General features: G+C 65.0%; 15 protein-coding genes and 3 pseudogenes. 3 read left to right on the top strand and 15 right to left on the bottom strand.

Annotation, left to right across the window (positions count from 1 at the left end):
* Positions 1 to 14 precede the first annotated feature (14 nt).
* Positions 15 to 1616 carry a protein translocase subunit SecD gene (gene secD / locus ACSKB9_RS02375; protein ID WP_438071443.1) on the bottom strand — a complete coding sequence of 534 codons (1602 nt, stop codon included), beginning with the start codon at positions 1614 to 1616 and terminating at the stop codon, positions 15 to 17.
* Between the two features lie 39 nt (positions 1617 to 1655).
* Positions 1656 to 2012, bottom strand: coding sequence for a preprotein translocase subunit YajC (yajC, locus tag ACSKB9_RS02370; RefSeq protein ID WP_026192737.1), 357 nt, complete (start codon positions 2010 to 2012; stop codon positions 1656 to 1658).
* A gap of 190 nt (positions 2013 to 2202) precedes the next feature.
* Between yajC and ACSKB9_RS02365 the strand changes: the two genes are divergently transcribed.
* Entirely contained in the window at positions 2203 to 3186 is a 984-nt protein-coding gene (locus ACSKB9_RS02365; protein ID WP_028342068.1) for an ATP-binding protein, read from the top strand.
* Between the two features lie 242 nt (positions 3187 to 3428).
* Here ACSKB9_RS02365 and ACSKB9_RS02360 read toward each other — a convergent pair whose 3' ends face one another.
* The gene (locus ACSKB9_RS02360; protein WP_438071441.1) at positions 3429 to 4820 is read right to left on the bottom strand and encodes a peptidoglycan DD-metalloendopeptidase family protein; all 1392 of its coding nucleotides are present in this window, start codon (positions 4818 to 4820) and stop codon (positions 3429 to 3431) included.
* A 110-nt stretch (positions 4821 to 4930) separates the two neighbouring features.
* A pseudogene (locus ACSKB9_RS02355) lies at positions 4931 to 5586 on the bottom strand (protein-L-isoaspartate(D-aspartate) O-methyltransferase).
* Between the two features lie 376 nt (positions 5587 to 5962).
* On the opposite strand from ACSKB9_RS02355, the gene ACSKB9_RS02350 reads away from it, so the two are divergent.
* Positions 5963 to 6340 carry a response regulator gene (locus tag ACSKB9_RS02350; RefSeq protein ID WP_026192734.1) on the top strand — a complete coding sequence of 126 codons (378 nt, stop codon included), beginning with the start codon at positions 5963 to 5965 and terminating at the stop codon, positions 6338 to 6340.
* A 108-nt stretch (positions 6341 to 6448) separates the two neighbouring features.
* Here the strand turns inward: ACSKB9_RS02350 and surE are convergent, their stop codons facing one another.
* The 9 genes and pseudogenes from surE to ACSKB9_RS02305 all read right to left on the bottom strand — a co-directional run bounded on the left by surE (position 6449) and on the right by ACSKB9_RS02305 (position 14211).
* Positions 6449 to 7216 (bottom strand): 5'/3'-nucleotidase SurE, encoded by a 768-nt coding sequence (surE, locus tag ACSKB9_RS02345; protein ID WP_028332131.1) that lies wholly within the window; start codon positions 7214 to 7216, stop codon positions 6449 to 6451.
* A 79-nt stretch (positions 7217 to 7295) separates the two neighbouring features.
* Entirely contained in the window at positions 7296 to 8339 is a 1044-nt protein-coding gene (locus tag ACSKB9_RS02340; RefSeq protein WP_438071439.1) for a hypothetical protein, read from the bottom strand.
* A 13-nt stretch (positions 8340 to 8352) separates the two neighbouring features.
* On the bottom strand, positions 8353 to 9684 hold the full coding sequence (gene serS, locus ACSKB9_RS02335) for a serine--tRNA ligase (RefSeq protein WP_438071437.1): 1332 nt from the start codon (positions 9682 to 9684) through the stop codon (positions 8353 to 8355).
* 203 nt (positions 9685 to 9887) lie between these two features.
* Complete coding sequence (gene tatC, locus ACSKB9_RS02330; RefSeq protein ID WP_038381092.1) at positions 9888 to 10685, bottom strand: twin-arginine translocase subunit TatC; 798 nt, start codon at positions 10683 to 10685, stop codon at positions 9888 to 9890.
* Positions 10682 to 11204, bottom strand: a pseudogene (tatB, locus tag ACSKB9_RS02325) (Sec-independent protein translocase protein TatB). Before tatB ends, tatC begins: the two are co-directional and overlap by 4 nt.
* A gap of 160 nt (positions 11205 to 11364) precedes the next feature.
* A complete protein-coding gene (locus ACSKB9_RS02320; RefSeq protein WP_016846882.1) occupies positions 11365 to 11598 on the bottom strand; it encodes a twin-arginine translocase TatA/TatE family subunit in 234 nt (77 codons plus the stop codon).
* Positions 11599 to 11790: 192 nt separating this feature from the next.
* Positions 11791 to 12645: pseudogene (gene scpB / locus ACSKB9_RS02315) on the bottom strand (SMC-Scp complex subunit ScpB); the annotation flags it as partial.
* 22 nt (positions 12646 to 12667) lie between these two features.
* Positions 12668 to 13489 carry a segregation and condensation protein A gene (locus tag ACSKB9_RS02310; RefSeq protein ID WP_438071435.1) on the bottom strand — a complete coding sequence of 274 codons (822 nt, stop codon included), beginning with the start codon at positions 13487 to 13489 and terminating at the stop codon, positions 12668 to 12670.
* Positions 13486 to 14211, bottom strand: a complete 726-nt coding sequence (locus ACSKB9_RS02305; RefSeq protein ID WP_438071433.1) for a glycoside hydrolase family 3 N-terminal domain-containing protein — start codon at positions 14209 to 14211, stop codon at positions 13486 to 13488. Before ACSKB9_RS02305 ends, ACSKB9_RS02310 begins: the two co-directional genes overlap by 4 nt.
* A 64-nt stretch (positions 14212 to 14275) precedes the next feature.
* On the opposite strand from ACSKB9_RS02305, the gene ACSKB9_RS02300 reads away from it, so the two are divergent.
* Complete coding sequence (locus tag ACSKB9_RS02300; protein ID WP_438071432.1) at positions 14276 to 14521, top strand: hypothetical protein; 246 nt, start codon at positions 14276 to 14278, stop codon at positions 14519 to 14521.
* A gap of 34 nt (positions 14522 to 14555) precedes the next feature.
* Here the strand turns inward: ACSKB9_RS02300 and ACSKB9_RS02295 are convergent, their stop codons facing one another.
* Together ACSKB9_RS02295 and argS are read right to left on the bottom strand one after the other, a co-directional pair.
* Positions 14556 to 16028: an SPOR domain-containing protein gene (locus ACSKB9_RS02295; protein ID WP_438071430.1), complete on the bottom strand. Its 1473-nt coding sequence runs from the start codon at positions 16026 to 16028 to the stop codon at positions 14556 to 14558.
* 118 nt (positions 16029 to 16146) lie between these two features.
* Positions 16147 to 17943 carry an arginine--tRNA ligase gene (gene argS, locus ACSKB9_RS02290; RefSeq protein ID WP_438071428.1) on the bottom strand — a complete coding sequence of 599 codons (1797 nt, stop codon included), beginning with the start codon at positions 17941 to 17943 and terminating at the stop codon, positions 16147 to 16149.
* Positions 17944 to 17946 lie beyond the last annotated feature (3 nt).

Below are 17946 nucleotides of genomic sequence, written 5' to 3'. Positions count from 1 at the left end.
TTACAACAGGCCTCTCAGATCGGCACGGTTTGCGGCCGCTTCCACCGCACCCAGCCGGCGACGATCAGGCGCGTCAGGGTAAAGGCGGTGAACACCGTGGTGATGATGCCGATGCCGAGCGTCACGGCGAAGCCGCGGACCGGTCCGGTGCCGATGTAGAACAGCACGGCGGCGGCGATGAAGGTGGTGATGTTGGAGTTGAGGATGGTCGCCAGCGCCCGCTTGAAGCCGGCGTCGATCGCCGAGATCGCGTTGCGGCCGCCACGCAATTCCTCGCGGATGCGCTCGTAGATCAGCACGTTGGAGTTGACCGCGATGCCGACGGTCAGCACGATGCCGGCGATGCCCGGCAACGTCAGCGTGGCGTTGAGCAGCGACAGCAGTCCGAAGATCATGGCAACGTTGATCGCCACCGCGATATTGGCGAACACGCCGAACAGCCGATAGGTGATCAGCATGAACACGATGACCAGGATCGAGCCGACATAGGCGGCAAGCTCGCCCTTCTCGATCGAGTCCTGTCCGAGGCCGGGACCGACGGTACGTTCCTCGATCACGGTCAGCGGCGCCGGCAGCGCGCCGGCGCGCATCAGGATCGCCAGATCGTTGGCCGACTGCACGGTGAAGCTGCCGGAGATCTGGCCCTGTCCGCCGGTGATCGGTTCACGGATCACGGGCGCCGAGATCACCTTGTTGTCGAGCACGATCGCAAACGGCTGGCCGACGTTTTCGGCCGTCGCCTGCGCAAATTTGCGCGCTCCCGACGTGTTGAACTTGAAGCTGACGATCGCCTCGCCGGTGCGCTGGTCAAAGCCTGGCTGCGCATCGGAGAGCTCGCCTCCGGAAACCAGAACCTGTTTCTTGACGACATACGGAACCGGCGGCGGTGACGCGCTCATCAAGAGTTCGGAGTCCGGCGGCAGGCGGCCCTGCTGGGCCTGGTCCGGCGACACCGAGCTGTCGACCATGCGGAATTCCATCTTCGCGGTCTTGCCGAGCAGCTCCTTCAGGCGGGTCGGGTCCTGCAGGCCCGGCACCTGGACCAGGATGCGGTCGGTGCCCTGACGCTGGATCACCGGCTCGACCGTGCCGAGCTCGTTGACGCGCCGTTCGACGATCTGGATCGATTGCTCGATGGTTTGCCGGATGCGCTCGGTGATCGCGGCTTGCGGGACCGTCAGGCGGATCAGGCCGCCGCCGGCATCGGCAACCTCGAGGCTGCGCTGGCCGCTGGAGCCGAGCAGGCCGCCGAGCGGCTGCGACAGCTCGCGGAGCTTCGACAGCGCCGTCGCCTGGTCGCCTTCCTTGGAGATGCGGACTTCCACCGCCTCGTTGCGCGTGTTGAGGCCGGTGTAGCCGATCTTGGCTTCACGAAGCACCTTCCGGACATCGTCGCGGATCTGGTCGAGCTTCTCCTTCTTCACGTAGTTGGAGTCGACCTCGAGCAGCAGATAGGAGCCGCCCTGCAAATCGAGGCCGAGGACCAAGCGCCGCTGCGCCCAGGCCGGCCAGGTCTTCACCTGCGCTTCGGGGAAGAAATTGGGCACGGCGCACAGGCAGACCACCAGCGCTGTCAGGATAATCCCCAGCGCTCGCCACCGCGTGAAATACAACATCGAGTTGACCCGTCAAATTCCAAAAAGGCGCCGCGGCAATCAGCTCGCGGACGCCTCGTCCTTGGCGTCGCCCTTCGCCGGCTCACCCTTGGTACGCACACCCGAGATCATCTGGCGCATCTGGCGCACCCGAACGCCGTCCGAAATCTCGAACTCGATCTGGTCGTCGTCGACCACCTTTGTCACCTTGCCGACGAGGCCGCCCGAGGTCACCACGGTGTCGCCGCGGCGGATGTTCTTCACGAGGTCCGCATGGTCGCGCACCTTCTTCTGCTGCGGGCGCAGAATCAGGAAGTACATGATGACGAAGATCAGCGCGAATGGCAGCAGCGACATCAACATGCTGTTGGTGTCACCAGTCGCTCCAGCCTGGGCAAACGCAGGAGTAATCAGCATTCGGACGATCCTCGGATAAGACGGGAAAGAACCGGCAGCGCCCTCGGATTCGGGGCGGTATGGCGGTCCGGACAAATTCGCGCGGACTATAGCGGCCGCGGTCCCAATTGCAACGTTAACGGACCTTCATTTAGGGCGCTTGCGGGACCGCCGCCAGCCCGATAAGGCTGCGCCGTCAGGAACTGGACAAATGCCGAAAAAAGCCAAGAAAACGACCAGTAAAACAACCCGCAAAACCACCCCCAAGGCTGCCGCCAAGCGCGCTGAAAACGCCGCGACAAAACGCCCGGTAACGGCGCTCGACGGCGCAGCGGCCGAGCGGATCGCGAACGCCCTGGAGGTCATCGCCAGCCGCCTCGCGGACGCCTCCCCGGCCCTCGATCCGGCCGAGACCTTCGGCGCCGCGGACGCCTTCGTCTGGCATCCGGACGGGCGCCTCGCCCCGGTGCCGCGCGTCAGCCGCGTCGAGATCGGCCTGCTCAAGGGCGTCGACCGGATGCGCGATATCCTGATGGAGAACACCGAGCGCTTCGCCGACGGCCTGCCCGCCAACAATGCGCTGCTCTGGGGCGCCCGCGGCATGGGCAAGTCGTCGCTGGTCAAGGCCACCCATGCCAGCATCAATCTCGACCGCAAGCCGGCCGACCGGCTGAAGCTGATCGAGATCCACCGCGAGGACATCGAGAGCCTGCCCGGCCTGATGGAGCTGCTGCGCAGCTCCTCCTTCCGCTTCATCGTGTTCTGCGACGACCTCTCGTTCGACGGCAACGATGCCTCATACAAGTCGCTGAAGGCCGTGCTGGAAGGCGGCATCGAGGGGCGCCCCGACAACGTCATCCTCTATGCGACCTCGAACCGGCGGCATCTGCTGGCGCGCGAGATGATCGAGAACGAACGCTCGACTGCGATCAATCCCGGCGAAGCGGTCGAGGAAAAGGTGTCGCTGTCGGACCGCTTCGGCCTCTGGCTCGGCTTCCATCGCTGCAGCCAGGACGAATACCTCGCGATGGTGAAGGGCTATTGCGACCATTACGGCATCAAGATCGCCGAGGACGAACTCGAGCGCGAGGCGCTCGAATGGTCGACCACCCGCGGCTCGCGCTCGGGCCGCGTCGCCTGGCAGTACACGCAGGAGCTCGCAGGCCGGCTCGGCGTGCGGCTGAGCGGCAACTAACAGGCGATGGGAGGCATAGCCCCTCCCGTCATCGCCCGTGTAGCCCGGATGGAGCGCAGCGCAATGCGGGATCGGTGCACTCCGCGAGTGAGCTCCCGGATTTCGCGTCGCTCCATCCGGGTTACGCGGCTGAGCGGCAAGTAATCGCCGCTGCAATCGTGAAACAAAACGGGGGAGGCTTGCGCCTCCCCCGCTGTCTTTGTTGTGAGACTTGGAAGTCCCTTGAAGTCCCGACGCGTAGCTTACGCGCCGTTGAGGAACTGGAGCGGATCCACCGGCGACGATCCCTTGCGGATCTCGAAGTGGAGCTGCGGCGAGCCCGCCTCGCCGGACTGGCCCGACTTGGCAATCACCTGACCGCGCTTGATGGTATCGCCGCGCTTCACCAGGATTTCGCTCGCATGGGCGTAGGCGGTGACGTCGCCATTGGAATGACGGACCAGCACGAGATTGCCGTAGCCCTTCAGCTCATTGCCCGAATAGGCGACGACGCCGTCTTCGGCCGCTTTCACCGGCGTGCCCTCGGGCACCGCGACGTTGATGCCGTCATTGACCTTGCCGTTGGTCTTCGAGCCGTAGGCGGTGATGACCTTGCCGCGCACCGGCCAGCGGAAGGTCGGCAACGCGCCGGTGGCCTCGCTCGACTTGGTGACGACGGGCGCTTCAGCGGCGGCCGCCGGCTGCTCGACCGTCGCGGTTGGCTGGACCAGCCGCGCGCTCTGCTGCGGCAACGCGGTTGCAACAACCTTCGGGGCCGCGACCGCCGGCGCCGGAGCCACGGCAGCAACCGGCGCGGCGGCAACAGGTTGCGCAACGGGCGCGGGTGCCGCCATCGCCGTCTTGGCGCCGGGCACCACGAGCTTCATGCCGAGGCTCAGCCGGGCCGACTGGTCGAGATTGTTGGCGCGGGCGAGTTCGGCCACCGGAATGTGGTGCTGGCGCGCGATGCTGTGCAGCGTGTCGCCGCGATTGACATAGTGGACGCCGGCGGGCGCGGCTGCCACGGCGACAGGGCGCACGGCCGGTGCGGCCATTGCTGGCGCCGCGGCCGACGCCGTCGGGCGCGGAATGACCAGCTGCTGGCCGGGCGACAGCGCGCGCGGTCCCTTGTAGCCGTTGGCGCGCAGGATCTCGGCGGTCGAGACGTTGTAGCGGCGTGCCAGCACTTCCAGCGTATCGCTGGTGCCGACGATGATGGTGGTGCCGTTGTGCCCGGCAGGGGCTGCGGCGACCGAATGCGGAACGGTGCCGGTGGATTCGATCTGCGGACGCGCGGGCGGCGGCGTGTAGGACGAGACCCCGCGCCCTCCTCCGGAGACGCCGGCATTGCCATTGGCGACCGGATAGGACTGCGGCGCCGCTGCGACCGGCGGCGGCAACGGCTGTGACTGGTATTGCGAGTACTGCGGTTGCGTTCGCGGCCGCGCGTATTGCGGCAACTCGCGCGGCGGCGGCGCCTGCTGCACGGTGCCGGTCGGCTGCGGATCAAACGCAAACGGATTTTGCGAGTAGGAGTTTTGCGAGAAGCGCGACGACATATCGGCGCTGCAACCGGCAAAAGCCATGGACATCAGCGTCAGCACCGCAACCTGCGGTACGCGACGCGAGCGAAGCAACTCAACAACCCCAGACATGGTTACTCACTCGTACGCAACAAAAGACTGTTTTGAGTAAACACGTACCGAGTAAATAACCGCTTAACCCTGCGAATAAGGCGTTGGTGCCAAGCAGCAAATCGCCAAATTTACAATTCGCGCGCGATTCCCGGCAACGCCGGCACAAAGCGGACGTCGACCAATTCCTTGCGGTCGAAGCGGTTCTCGGTCCGCACCACGCGGACGAGGGTCTGGATACCCTGATGCGGCCCGACCGGGGCGATCAGGATGCCGCCGGGTTCGAGCCGCTCCAAGAGCTTCTCCGGGATCTGCTCCATCGCCGCGGTGACGATGATGCGGTCGAAGTCGCCTGCCCCGGCCGGAACGTCGAAACCGTCCCGAGCAGCACCTCGATATTGTAATAACCCAGCTTTTCGAGGCGCTTGCGGGCGCCGTCGGCCAGCGTCCGGTAGCGCTCGATGGTTAGCACCTGCTTGCACAACCGGGACAGCACGGCCGCCTGATAGCCCGAGCCGGTGCCGATTTCGAGCACGCGATGGTCCTTCTGCAGTTTCAACTGCTCGGTCATGTAGGCCACGACGAAAGGCTGGCTGATGGTCTGCCCACAGGCGATCGCAAGCGCGCTGTCGCGATAGGCCTCGTTGCGATCGCGCGGATCGACGAAGACCTCGCGCGGCACCTCCTCCATCGTACGCAGCACCGCCTGATCGCTCACCCCACGCCGCCGCAGGGTCAGCTGAAACATCATCCTCTCGGTCGGATCGGGGTTCACGGCCATGTTCATCAGCGTCTCTGGGCGGCAGCGCGGAATTCTTGCCCTCTAGATGCCATTGAAATCCGAAATACCGCGTTAAGGAAAAATTTCCCGTCGCGTTTTGTTCCCGGCCAGGAACCATCGCCAGATTTGGCATTGGCGCCGGCCCGGCCCCTCACATATAATCCGGCGGCGATGCGCAGTTAACGTCTGGGTGGCGCAGATCAGGGCGCTCGTAGGGCCAACACACCTCGTTGGCTGTTGGGCAAATCTTGCGCAGCAAAGCCCGCCAGCGCGATGCGGAAAACGCTGTGGCGCGCCGGAAAAGGACCAATTCCCGAACGTTTGCATTGCGCGCTGTAATGTTATTTGCGAGCCTGATTCAGGGAAGGGCAAGGATTTCATCATGACAGCGATACGGCCGGCGGGCTGTTCAGTTTTCCTCGTAGAGGACGAGGTCATGATCCGGATGATGGTCGCCGATATGCTGGAGGAACTCGGCCATAGCGTTGCGGCCGAGGCCGGCGAGATCGGCGAAGCGGTCAAGCTTGCGCAATCGACCGAATTCGACCTCGCGATCCTCGACGTCAACGTCAATGGCAAGGTGATCACCCCGGTCGCCGAACTGATCAACGCCCGCAACCGCCCCTTCATCTTCGCGACCGGCTATGGCTCGTCCGGCCTGCCTCCGGAGTATCGCGACCGTCCGGCGCTGCAAAAGCCCTTCCAGCTGGAAACGCTGGCCCAGGTGATCTCCAGCGCAATGAAGGGCGCGCCGGTTTAACCGCAAGTTGGGTGCGTAGCCCGGATGGAGCGAAGCATAATCCGGTGACTTCACAACACGGGTCCCGGATTTCGCTTCGCTCCGTCCGGGTTACAAATTCCCCGAGAATTACTTCAGCGTATCAATCAGCGTTTCCGAAAATGCTTCATCGGTGCGATCGAGCCGCAGCGGTGTGACCGAGACGTAGCGCGCCGCAAGCGCGGCGAGATCGGTGCCTTCGGCCGGCGCATCCATCATCGCCGCGCGCTCGAAGCCGATCCAGAAATACGGATTGCCGCGTCCGTCGTGACGGCGATCGATCTTCAGGAACCCCTGATTGCGCTTGCCCTGCCGCGTGATCCGGATGCCCTTGACGTCATCGGGCATGCAGGACGGGAAGTTGACGTTGATCACGGTGTTCCTGGGGACGCCGGCGCCGATCACCTTGCGGATGATGTCGGGCCCGAATTTCAGCGCGGTGTCCCACAGCGGCGCGTTGCGCGTCTCAATCGAGAATTCCTGCGACAGCGCGAATGACGGAAAGCCCAGAATGGTGCCTTCGAGCGCGCCGGCGATGGTGCCGGAATAGACCACGTCCTCGGCGACGTTGCGGCCCTTGTTGACGCCGCTCAGCACGAGATCGGGCAGCTTGTCTCCGAGAATGTGGCGCGCGCCCATGATGACGCAATCGGTCGGCGTGCCGCGCACCGCGAAGTGACGCGGGCTGACCTCGCGCAGACGCAGCGGATCGTTGAGCGACAGCGAATGCGAGACGCCGGACTGATCGAGCTCGGGGGCAACGATCCAGACGTCGTCGGACAACGCGCGTGCGATCTGCTCGACGACCTGCAGGCCTGGAGCATGGATGCCGTCATCATTGGTGCAGAGAATTCGCATCCGTCAAAGTGCCTTTTGTTCCGATTCGGCGCGGGTATCTTACGCTGCGGCTTCTTGAGTTGACTGCCGTCTTAACCGGCTAGGGCCGCGGAGGCAAACCTGGCGCTGGCCCGCGCCATCGTGCCGACGTCACGCGCCATGGACGGACAAATCGCGCGCTGCCGGCGATCTTGCGCTCGAACACCGGCCAGGCTGCTCTGGCCGGCCGCCGAACAACCGCGATCACGGGCGTTGGCCGCGGCGCCTCCGGCACTTTGACCCGTGGGGTCTGACGCAGTTCGGCCCCGAGCCCCCGGGACGCGACAGCTTCTGACCTTGGAGGCTCGGGCTTGGCAGGTTCAGGCTTGGCAGGTTCAGGCTTTGCTTCAACCTTGGGAGCTTCAGATTTGAGAGCTTCAACCTTGGGAGCTTCAACCTTGGGCGGCTCAACCCTCCGAGCTTCCGGCCTGGCCGGCTCAAGAGCAATTGATGCGGTTTGGCGAGGCTCAGGCTTGGGAGGCTTCGGAAGCTCCGATGTGGGGAGCTCGGACTTGATGGGATCGGCCGTGATGGGATCGGCCTTGGCCGGCGCGGTCGTGAGCGACTCAGCCTTCGGAGCTTGTAACGCGCGAGACTCAGCCCTGGACGGTTCGGGGGCGACCGAAGCCGCTTGGGGGAGCTCGGACCGCGCCGGCTCGACCTTCCGAGGCTCAACCCCGAGCGGTTCGGGTTTGGGCGGCACCGGAGCGAGCGCTTCGCCCGGCGCCGTCGCAGCCGATTTCGATTTCAGCCTGGCCAGCAGCTCCTCGATCGAGGGCACCGATGTCGCGTCAAGCGGCGCGCGCGGCGCGGCCGGCGGCGTCGCCCGGACCGGCGGTGGCGGCGACGCAATCGGTGCAGGTGGTGGCGGCAGATCTGCCGGCGCCAATTGGGCGAACTTGCCGCGCGCGATCTCCAGCGCCTTGTCGAAGTCGGGCCTGTCGATCCAGGCCTTCGATTGCACCTCGGTCACGCGCGCGTCCCACAGGCGCGCGGCCTCGATGTCGTAATAGCCCATCTGCTTCTGATTGATCAGCTGCAGACCGTGGCCCGTGACGGCCCATTGTCGACCTAGCCAGTGGATGTCACGGTGCAGCGGCATCACACTGGCCCTCGCCTCACATGCCGTGCTCGATGACCTTGAGCCCGCCCATATAGGGCTGCAGCACATCGGGCACCGCGATCGAACCATCCTGCTGCTGATAAGTCTCCATGACGGCGATCAGAGCGCGCCCGACCGCCGTGCCGGAGCCATTCAGCGTATGCACGAAGCGCGGCTTGCCGTCGGGGCCGCGATAGCGCGCGTCCATGCGACGGGCCTGGAAATCGCCGCACACCGAGCAGCTCGAAATCTCGCGATAGGCGCCGCCATCGCCCTGCCCCGGCATCCACACTTCGATGTCGTAGGTCTTCTGCGCGGAGAAGCCCATGTCGCCGGCGCACAGCGTCATTACGCGATAATGCAGGTCGAGCTTTTGCAGAACCTGCTCGGCGCAGGACAGCATGCGCTCGAGCTCATCCTTGCCGGCTTCCGGCGTCGTGATCGACACCAGCTCGACCTTTGTGAACTGGTGCTGGCGGATCATGCCGCGCGTATCGCGTCCCGCCGCGCCGGCTTCGGCACGGAAGCAAGGCGTCAGCGCGGTGAGCCGCATCGGCAGCTCCTTCTCGTCGAGGATGGATTCGCGCGCGAGGTTGGTCAGCGAGACTTCGGCGGTCGGGATCAGGCCGAGGCGCTCGCTGCGCAGATCGGCATTCGGCGACGCGAGCAATTCGCCCTTGATCGCCCAGAACTGGTCGTCCTCGAATTTCGGTAACTGTCCGGTGCCGAACATCACGGCGTCGCGCACCAGCAGCGGCGGATTGATCTCGGTATAGCCATGCTCGCCGGTGTGCAGGTCGAGCATGAATTGCCCAATCGCGCGCTCGAGCCGCGCCAGCCCCTTCTTCAGCACGACGAAACGTGCGCCGGACAGTTTCGCCGCCGCCTCGAAATCCATATAGCCGAGCGCGGTGCCGAGATCGTCATGCAGCTTCGGTGCAAAGCCGTAGTCGCGCGTCTTGCCGTACACATGGTGCTGGACGTTGCCGTGCTCGTCGGTACCGTCGGGCACCTCGTCGAGCGGCAGGTTCGGAATCGACGACAGCTCTTTGGTCAGCTGTTCATCGGCCGTCTTCGCCGCCGCCTCGAGTTCTGGCATCGTGGTCTTCAGCTCGGCAACTTCAGCCATCAGATTGGCCGCGCGCGCCTCGTCCTTTGCCTTCTTGGCCTCGCCGATCTCCTTCGAGGCCGCATTGCGCCGCGCCTGGGCCTGCTCCGACGCCAGGATCGCCGCCCGCCGCTTCTCGTCGATCGCCAGCAGCGACGGCGACAGGGCCTCTAACCCGCGGCGCTTCAGGCCGGCGTCGAAGGCTGTCGGGTTGTCGCGGATCGCTTTGATGTCGTGCATAAGTCAGTCCTGGCAGGCTATGCGTAAGCAACCAACATTGCGTTGGCAAACTACGGTTTTGCAGTTCCACTACCACGACCGTCATCGTCAGCGAAAGCGGGTGATCCAGCATTCCAGAGACGTCGGCGTGTCACCGAGAAGCCGCGGCGTACGGGATACCCCGCTTTCGCGGGGTATGACACCGACTGTGAGGTGAAATCACCCTATTCGGCCGGATTGGTCGCCCCGGACGACGCATTCGAGGTCGCGGCCTTCTTCTCCACGATCCGGACCGCGATAATGGCGCCCTCATAGAGCGCGAGCAGCGGGATCGCGAGCGAGGCCTGGCTCAGCACGTCGGGCGGCGTCAGCACGGCGGCGATGATGAAGGCGATCACGATGAAGTAGCGCCGCTTCTCCTTCAGCATCTTCGAGGTGACGATGCCGATGCGGCCGAGCAGCGTCAGGATCACCGGCAGCTGGAACGCGATGCCGAAGGCGAAGATCAGCGACATCATCAGCGAAAGATATTCGCCGACCTTGGGCAGCAGCTGGATCTGCGCGGTCTCCGCGCCGCCGGCCTGCTGCATGCCGAGCGAGAACCGCACCAGCATCGGCAGCACGACGAAATAGACCAGCGCCGCGCCCATCACGAAGAACACCGGAGTGGCGATCAGATACGGCAGGAACGCGTTGCGCTCATGCCGGTAGAGACCGGGCGCGACGAATTTGTAGATCTGGGTGGCGACGATCGGAAACGAGATGAAGCCGGCGCCGAACAATGCGAGCTTCAGCTGGGTGATGAAATATTCCAGCAGCGCGGTGTAGATGAACTTCGAATTCTCCGGCCCCGCGATCCAGACGAACGGCCAGACCAGCACGTTGTAGATCTGCTTGGCGAAGAAGAAGCAGATGATGAAGGCCACGCCGAAGCCGAGCAGCGCCTTGATCAGCCGCGAGCGCAGCTCGATCAGGTGATCCATCAAGGGGGCCTTGCTGGCCTCGATGTCTTCGGCGCTCATGACGCCCTCGCGTCCTTGAGCGCGTCGGGCTGTACCGGCGTCACGTCCTGCGGCGCCGGCTCGGCCTTCACCTCATTGGTGATCGCGAGCGGCTCGCTGGCTGCCGCGTGCGCCTCGGCCTCGACGAAGGTTTCCGGCGTCGGCTCGACGGGAGTTCGTGGGCGTCACCGGTGTGTCACTTGACGCCACCGGTGCATCAATTGCGGACGCGACCTGCGCATCGACCGGCTTGTCGATCTGCAGGGCGTCGCTGACGTCCTTCTGCAGCGAGGTCATGATGTTGCCGCTGGTGATGCCGGTTGCGGCCTCCTTGACCTCGTCAAAGCTCTTCTTGAGGTCGGCCATCTCGGCCTCGCGCATGGCTTCCTGGAACTGGCCCTGGAATTCGGAGGCCATCTTGCGGGCCTTGCCCATCCATTGCCCGACCATGCGCAGCACGCCCGGCAGTTCTTTCGGGCCGATGGCAATCAGCGCGACGACCGCGATGACGACCAGTTCACTCCACCCGATATCGAACATGAATTCTTCCGCCTAAGCGCGCCGCCATCGACCCCATCGCTCCTAACAGGATCTGGGGCTGCCGGCGCCTTTTCTCAATCGGCGTCCATAGCGCGTCTCTGCGACGGCGTCACCGTTTCGCGCAAGAAAAAACGTCGAAATATGCGTCAGTACAAGCGCGTTAGACGGCCTTGCTGCCGACGTCCTGGCGCGCGGCCGACGTCGCCGCATTGTGATCGATCGACTTGGTGGGCTCGGTCTTCTCGGCGACCTTGTCGTCGTCCTGCATGCCCTTCTTGAAGGCCTTGATGCCCTGGGCGACGTCACCCATCAGATCGGAAATCTTGCCGCGTCCGAACAGCAGCAGGACCACTGCGATCACGACGATCCAGTGCCAAATGCTCAACGAACCCATCCTGCAACCCTCCAGAAATGGCCGGCGGACCGGCCTGAACTTTGCCGGAAGGTAGGCCCGCGGGGTGTCAAAAACAAGGACCTCGGCCGCGGCAAATCGCTGTCGCGGCTACGTAATATTGCTAGGCTTAACCGGGAATATTCAGGCCTATTCGCCCTTGTCCTCGGTGGCGGCGTCATCACCCGCGTGGTCGGCGCGGTCTTCCGGCTCGCCGGTGTCAGGTTCGGCCGCATCCGGATCAGAGGCAACGTCCGCCTCGACCTCCGCTTGGGCGGTCGTTTCGACCTCAGCAGTCCCGACCTCGTCAGTCGTTTCTGCGTCGGCCTTCGGTTCCTCGGCTTCCGGCTCGACCGCCGGCGCCAGCAGCAGTTCCAGCGTATCACCCGGCTCGAGCGGCTCCTCGTCCTCCCGCAGCGTCGCGTCATCCGACGGCGACGGAACGGAAAATCCGGTCGGCAGACGCGAGTCGAGCAGACCCGTGCCCTTCAGCTCCTCGAGCCCCGGCAGGTCGCCGAGCGCTTCCAGGCTGAACTGCGACAGGAACGCGTCGGTGGTTCCGAAGGTCAGCGGACGGCCCGGCGTCTTGCGGCGGCCGCGCGGGCGGATCCAGCCGGTCTCGAGCAGCACATCGATCGTGCCCTTCGACGTGACCACGCCGCGAATCTCTTCGATCTCCGCGCGAGTCACCGGCTGGTGATAGGCGACAATCGCCAGCACCTCGATCGCGGCACGCGACAGCTTCCGGGTTTCGGTGCTCTCGCGCGTCATCAGCCACGACAGATCGCCAGCGGTGCGGAACGTCCACTTGTTGGCGACACGCACCAGATCGACGCCGCGCGGCGCGTATTCCGCCTGCAGCTGCGCGAGCGCCGCCTTGACGTCGACGCCGTCGGGCATCCGCTTTGCCAGCGTTGCCTGATCGATCGGCTCGGCCGATGCAAACAACAGGGCTTCCAGGAGCCGCAATTCCTCAGGACGCGCCACCGGATCCATAGGAGAAACCTCCTCCTCGGGCTCTTCTCTGCGCACTTCCGCCAAGCTTGCCATGGGCTTGCTCTCCTTCTTCCACTTACTCAACCGACAGGTCCGGCGCCGCCATTGCGGCCTGCGCTTGACGCTTTCGGAAATAGATCGGCGCGAACGCCTGCTTCTGGTTGATCTCCATCTCGCCTTCGCGAACCAGTTCGAGGGCGGCCGCGAAGCTCGAAGCGAACACCGTCGCCTTCTGCTTGGGATCTGCGACGTACTTCATCAGGTACTCGTCGAGGCAGCTCCATTCCTCGGCGAGGCCAACCAGCCGCTCCAGCGACGCGCGCGCTTCGGCGAGCGACCACACCGTCCGCTTGGCCAGGTGCACCGAGGTCAGCACGCGCGACGCGCGCTGCGTGGCATAGGCCGACAGCAGGTCGTACAAGGTGGCGGTGAACTTCGGATGCTTGATCTCGGCGATCGATTCCGGATTGCCGCGCGGAAAGATATCGCGCTGGAACTGGGGCCGGTTCATCAGCCGGTTCGCCGCCTCGCGGATCGCCTCCAGCCGGCGCAGCCGATTGGCGAGCGCGGTCGCCATTTCCTCGGCGCTCGGCCCCTCCGCGGTCGGCGGCTCGGGCAGCAGGAGCCGCGACTTCAGGAACGCAAGCCAAGCCGCCATCACCAGATAGTCGGCGGCAAGCTCGAGGCGAATCTTGCGGGCAGCCTCGATGAACGAAAGATACTGGTCGGCAAGCGCAAGGATCGAGATCTTCGACAGGTCGACCTTCTGCTGCCGCGCCAGCGTCAACAGCAGGTCGAGCGGGCCCTCATAGCCCTCGACGTCGACCACCAGCGCCGGTTCGCCCTCGGCGATGTCGGCCGGCCGCCCGGTATCAAACGAAAGAATTTCAGCGGTCATGCCGTCCCTACCCGATCCAACAACGCATCCAGTTCAGCCCGTGCCGCCTGCCGGTCGAGCGGCTCAGGCGGCTTGCGCGCGGCGAGCGTCGCCTTGGCGCGCTCAAGCGCCTTGCCGGTCAGTTCCGGCGTTTCGCGTGCGACCTCGCGCATCTCGTCAATATTGCCGTTGCAGTGCAGAACCATGTCGCAACCAGCGGTGACGATGGCGCGGGTCCGCTCGGCAATCGATCCGGCCAGCGCATTCATCGACACGTCATCACTCATCAACAAACCTTGGAATCCGATCAGGCCGCGAATCACCTGTTCGATGATTGTCGCAGAAGTCGTCGCCGGATGGACGGGGTCGAGCGCGCTAAACACAACATGTGCAGTCATGGCCATCGGCAGATCCGCAAGCGGCTGGAACGCGGCAAAATCGGTCCGTTCCAGCTCGGCCTTGGCGGTATCAACGGTCGGAAGCCGGAAATGGCTGTCCGCCGTGGCCCGGCCATGGCCGGGAATATGCTTGAGAACCGGCAGCACCCCGCCCTGTTCCAGCCCGTCCGTGACCGCCCGAGCGATCGCCGCGACCTTGCCAGGTTCAGTTCCATAGGCCCGGTTGCCGATCACCGCATCCGCCCCGGCCACGGGAACGTCGGCCAAGGGCAGGCAATCGACGGTGATTCCGAGATCGGTCAGGTCGGCCGCAATCAGCCGTGAAGCTGAGCCGAGCTGCCGCAAGCCCGAGTTTCGGATCGATGTCGTAGAGTGCCCCAAAGCTCGCGCCCGGTGGATACGTCGGCCAATGCGGCGGGCCGAGCCGCTGCACCCGCCCGCCTTCCTGGTCGATCAGGACCGGGGCATCGGCGACGCCGACTGCGGACCGGAGTTCCCCAACAAGAGCCGCCACTTGGGCAGGACTCTCGATGTTGCGCTTGAACAGAATGAAGCCCCATGGCCGCTCGGCGCGAATGAATTCGCGTTCGGCGTCGTTGAGGATCAGCCCGGATATGCCCGTGATGAATGCGCGCTTCGTCATTCGGCCGATTAGGCCGTATGCAGCTCACGGGTCAAGGAAACGGCCTTTAATTTCTTTGGATGAGGCATTGCGGCCCGCCCGCCGACATCAGGCTCCGGCACAGCTGGTTCGCCTCTTCCGACGACGCGAACGGGCCGGCAAAGGCGCGGTAGTAGACGCCTTTCTCTCCGAGATCGACGCGCTTCACCACCAAGGGCTGCGAACCGAGCACGTTGCGATACTTGCCCTGCAGCGTCCGGTACGACGCCTGGGCGTCCGCCTCGTTCTTCTGCGAGGACACCTGGACCAGATATCCGCCGCCCCCAACCGGAGCCGCCGAGGTCGAGGCCACCCGGGTCGGAGGTGCGGCCGGAGCCGCCTCAGCCTGGCCGGGAACAAGCGACATTGGCGAGTTGACGCTGGCGTTGGCCGCAGCCGGGTTGCCACGCGACACCGGAGGCTTCGCCGCCGCCGGAGGTTTTGCCGGCACAGTCGCGGTGGCCTGCGTGCCATCGGGCGTATCGCCCTTGACCGAAAGCGTGCGGACCTTGCGCGGCTCGTTGTTCGGCAACGTGCCGTTCGCGGTGATCGGCGCCGGGGCCGGCTGCGCCGTCTGCACGCTGGCGGGCGGCGGCGGATTCGCATTGGCGTTCAGCGGCGGAAACACGACGCGCGGTCCGGCGGTCTTCGAATTGACGTCGACCGGCGTCTCTTCACGCGACACGATCTTCTCGGTGCCGTCGCCCGTCGCCATCCGGTCCGGCGTCTTGGCCGGCGCGTCGGCCTGGGCCGGGATCACCTTGGTCGGCGTGTTGTCAGCCTTGATGATCGGCGGCTCACCGCTGCGGGGCGAGCCGACATAGGTGCGGTAGGCGTACGCGCCACCGACACCGAACACGCCGAGCGCCAGCACCGCGGCGACCGTTATCAGGCCGCTGCGCCGCCGGCGGGGCTCGGGTTCCTCCTCGTAGGCCTCCTCATAGGCATAGGGATCGTCCGGATAGGCGGGATCGCGCTGCAGGTCCTGCTCGCCGGCTTCCAGCTGGCCGTAGAGCGCGTCGTCATAGCGCGACGGATCCTGACTCTGACCGCCACTCTGATAGTGCGGCTCCTCGTCAAAAGCCTCCGGCTGTCGAGGAGCCTCGACCGGCCGATATTGCGCCACCGGCGCGGGCGCAGGCGCGGGCTGCGCCTGCTGAGCCGCGTAGCGATGCAACGGATGCACCGGCTTCGGCTGGTAGTCCTGCTCGGGCTCTTCGTCTTCTATGTTCTGCACGGGAGGCGGAGCGACAGCCTCCTGCCGCGCGCGCTGCATCCAGGGCGGCGGGCCTGCGGGCGGCGCATCCTCGTCCGCGGCCTGCGGCTCGTATTGTTGCGGCCGCGCGTTGGCGCGCGACTGCAGCGGACGCGGCGGCGGCTTGTTGGTGGAGCCGAAGGGATCCGTCTGGCCGATCAGCCGTGCCAGTTCGGCAAGCGGATCGCTGTCGGCCTTGGAAGCCGTGTCGGCGGGAAAATGTCGGTCCTGATATCGATCAGCCATTGTGATGATGCATCCCCTTCGGGACAGCGCCAAGATCGCCGGCACAGCCGGTCCGTACGAGTTGGCCTCTGCCAGATGCCCTCACAAATCCCCACTCGTGAGGGCCTAATGCCCCTGCCTACCGCATCTCGGTCGGAGCGTGGACGCCTAGAACAGCTAAGCCCGATGCCAGAACCGAGACGACGCCCTGAACCATTGCCAGTCGCGCCCTCGTGATCTCTGCATCATTATTGATAATGAAGCGTAAATAGGGCAAATCGCGCCCCTTGGTCCAAAGCGCATGAAATTCACTGGCCAAATCATAGAGATAAAAAGCGATTCGGTGCGGCTCATGTGCCACCGCGGCAGCCTCGATTATCCGCGGATAAAGCGCAAGCCGCTTGAGCAGCTCGAGCTCGGCCGGGTCGGTCAGCCGCTCGACCGTAGCATTACGGAGATAGGCCAGCCGGGCCTCATCGGTCTCGGGCAGATCGGGAACCGCTTCCTCCCGCGCGTTGCGGAAGATCGAATGGCCGCGGGCGTGGCCGTACTGGACGTAGAACACCGCGTTGTCTTTTGACTGCTCGATCACCTTGGCGAGGTCGAAATCGAGCACCGCGTCGTTCTTGCGGAACAGCATCATGAATCTGACAGCGTCGGAGCCGACCTCGTCGACCACCTCGCGCAGCGTGACGAATTCGCCGGACCGCTTCGACATCTTCACCGGCTCGCCGTCGCGCAGCAGCTTCACGAGCTGCACGATCTTGACGTCGAGCACAGCCTTGCCCGCGGTCACCGCCTTCACGGCGGCCTGCATGCGCTTGATGTAGCCGCCGTGATCGGCACCGAACACGTCGATCAGATTGGTGAAGCCACGCTCGAACTTGTAGCGGTGATTGGCGATGTCGGATGCGAAGTAGGTGTAGGAGCCGTCCGACTTGATCAGCGGACGATCGACGTCGTCGCCATAGGCGGTGGCGCGGAACAGCGACTGCTCGCGGTCCTCGTAGTCCTCGACCGGCTTGCCCTTCGGCGGCGGCAAACGGCCTTCGTAGATGTCGCCCTTGGCGCGCAGGAAATCGATGGTCTCGGCGACCTTGTTGTTGCCTGACGTGATCAGCGAGCGCTCGGAGAAGAACACGTCGTGATGGATGTTGAGCGCGGCGAGATCGCCCTTGATCATCTCCATCATGTCAGCGATCGCCTTGTCGCGCACGATCGGCAGCCACGCGGCTTCGGTCATGTCGAGCAGCTTCTCGCCATATTCCCTGGCGAGCGCCTCACCGACAGGCACGAGGTAATCGCCGGGATAGAACCCTTCCGGGATCGCGCCGATGTCCTGGCCCAGCGCCTCGCGGTAGCGCAGGAACGCCGAGCGCGCGAGCACGTCGACCTGGGCGCCGGCGTCGTTGATGTAATACTCGCGGCAGACGTCGAAGCCCGCGAATTGCAGCAGGCTGCACAGCGCGTCGCCGAACACGGCGCCGCGGCAATGGCCGACATGCATCGGTCCGGTCGGGTTGGCCGAGACATATTCGACATTGACCTTCTCGGCCTTGCCGATGTCGCTGCGCCCGTAAGCCGAGCCGGCGGCCAGCACGGCACGCAGCGCGTCCGCCCAGACCTGCGGCTTCAAGGTCAGGTTGATGAAGCCGGGCCCGGCGACATCGACCGAGGCCACCAGCGCGTCGGCGCGCAGCCGCCCGGCGATCTTGTCGGCGAGCTCGCGCGGCTTGGCCTTGGCATCCTTGGCGAGCACCATCGCGGCATTGGTCGCCATGTCGCCATGGCTGGCGTCGCGCGGCGGCTCCACCACGACGCGGGACAGATCGATGCCGGCGGGCCAATTGTCCTCGGCTGCGACAGCGGCACAGATCGCATGCACGCGCGTCAGCATATCGGCAAAAAGGTGTGGTGAAGCAGTGGTGTCGGCCATGGC

The sequence above is a fragment of the Bradyrhizobium sp. BR 1433 genome (assembly GCF_051547665.1).
GTDB classification, from domain to species: Bacteria; Pseudomonadota; Alphaproteobacteria; order Rhizobiales; family Xanthobacteraceae; genus Bradyrhizobium; species Bradyrhizobium australafricanum.
Note: the sequence above shows the minus strand (reverse complement) of the source record. Positions and strands in the feature narration are given on the sequence as shown.

Coding starts and splice junctions, on each gene's coding strand:
- ACSKB9_RS02360 (WP_438071441.1), bottom strand. CDS start 4,820: ATGTCTGGGGTTGTTGAGTTGCTTCGCTCGCGTCGCGTACCGCAGGTT.
- ACSKB9_RS02350 (WP_026192734.1), top strand. CDS start 5,963: ATGACAGCGATACGGCCGGCGGGCTGTTCAGTTTTCCTCGTAGAGGAC.
- ACSKB9_RS02300 (WP_438071432.1), top strand. CDS start 14,276: ATGCGGCGGGCCGAGCCGCTGCACCCGCCCGCCTTCCTGGTCGATCAG.
- ACSKB9_RS02365 (WP_028342068.1), top strand. CDS start 2,203: ATGCCGAAAAAAGCCAAGAAAACGACCAGTAAAACAACCCGCAAAACC.
- tatC (WP_038381092.1), bottom strand. CDS start 10,685: ATGAGCGCCGAAGACATCGAGGCCAGCAAGGCCCCCTTGATGGATCAC.
- argS (WP_438071428.1), bottom strand. CDS start 17,943: ATGGCCGACACCACTGCTTCACCACACCTTTTTGCCGATATGCTGACG.
- serS (WP_438071437.1), bottom strand. CDS start 9,684: ATGCACGACATCAAAGCGATCCGCGACAACCCGACAGCCTTCGACGCC.
- ACSKB9_RS02295 (WP_438071430.1), bottom strand. CDS start 16,028: ATGGCTGATCGATATCAGGACCGACATTTTCCCGCCGACACGGCTTCC.
- secD (WP_438071443.1), bottom strand. CDS start 1,616: ATGTTGTATTTCACGCGGTGGCGAGCGCTGGGGATTATCCTGACAGCG.
- ACSKB9_RS02320 (WP_016846882.1), bottom strand. CDS start 11,598: ATGGGTTCGTTGAGCATTTGGCACTGGATCGTCGTGATCGCAGTGGTC.
- surE (WP_028332131.1), bottom strand. CDS start 7,216: ATGCGAATTCTCTGCACCAATGATGACGGCATCCATGCTCCAGGCCTG.
- ACSKB9_RS02310 (WP_438071435.1), bottom strand. CDS start 13,489: ATGACCGCTGAAATTCTTTCGTTTGATACCGGGCGGCCGGCCGACATC.
- yajC (WP_026192737.1), bottom strand. CDS start 2,012: ATGCTGATTACTCCTGCGTTTGCCCAGGCTGGAGCGACTGGTGACACC.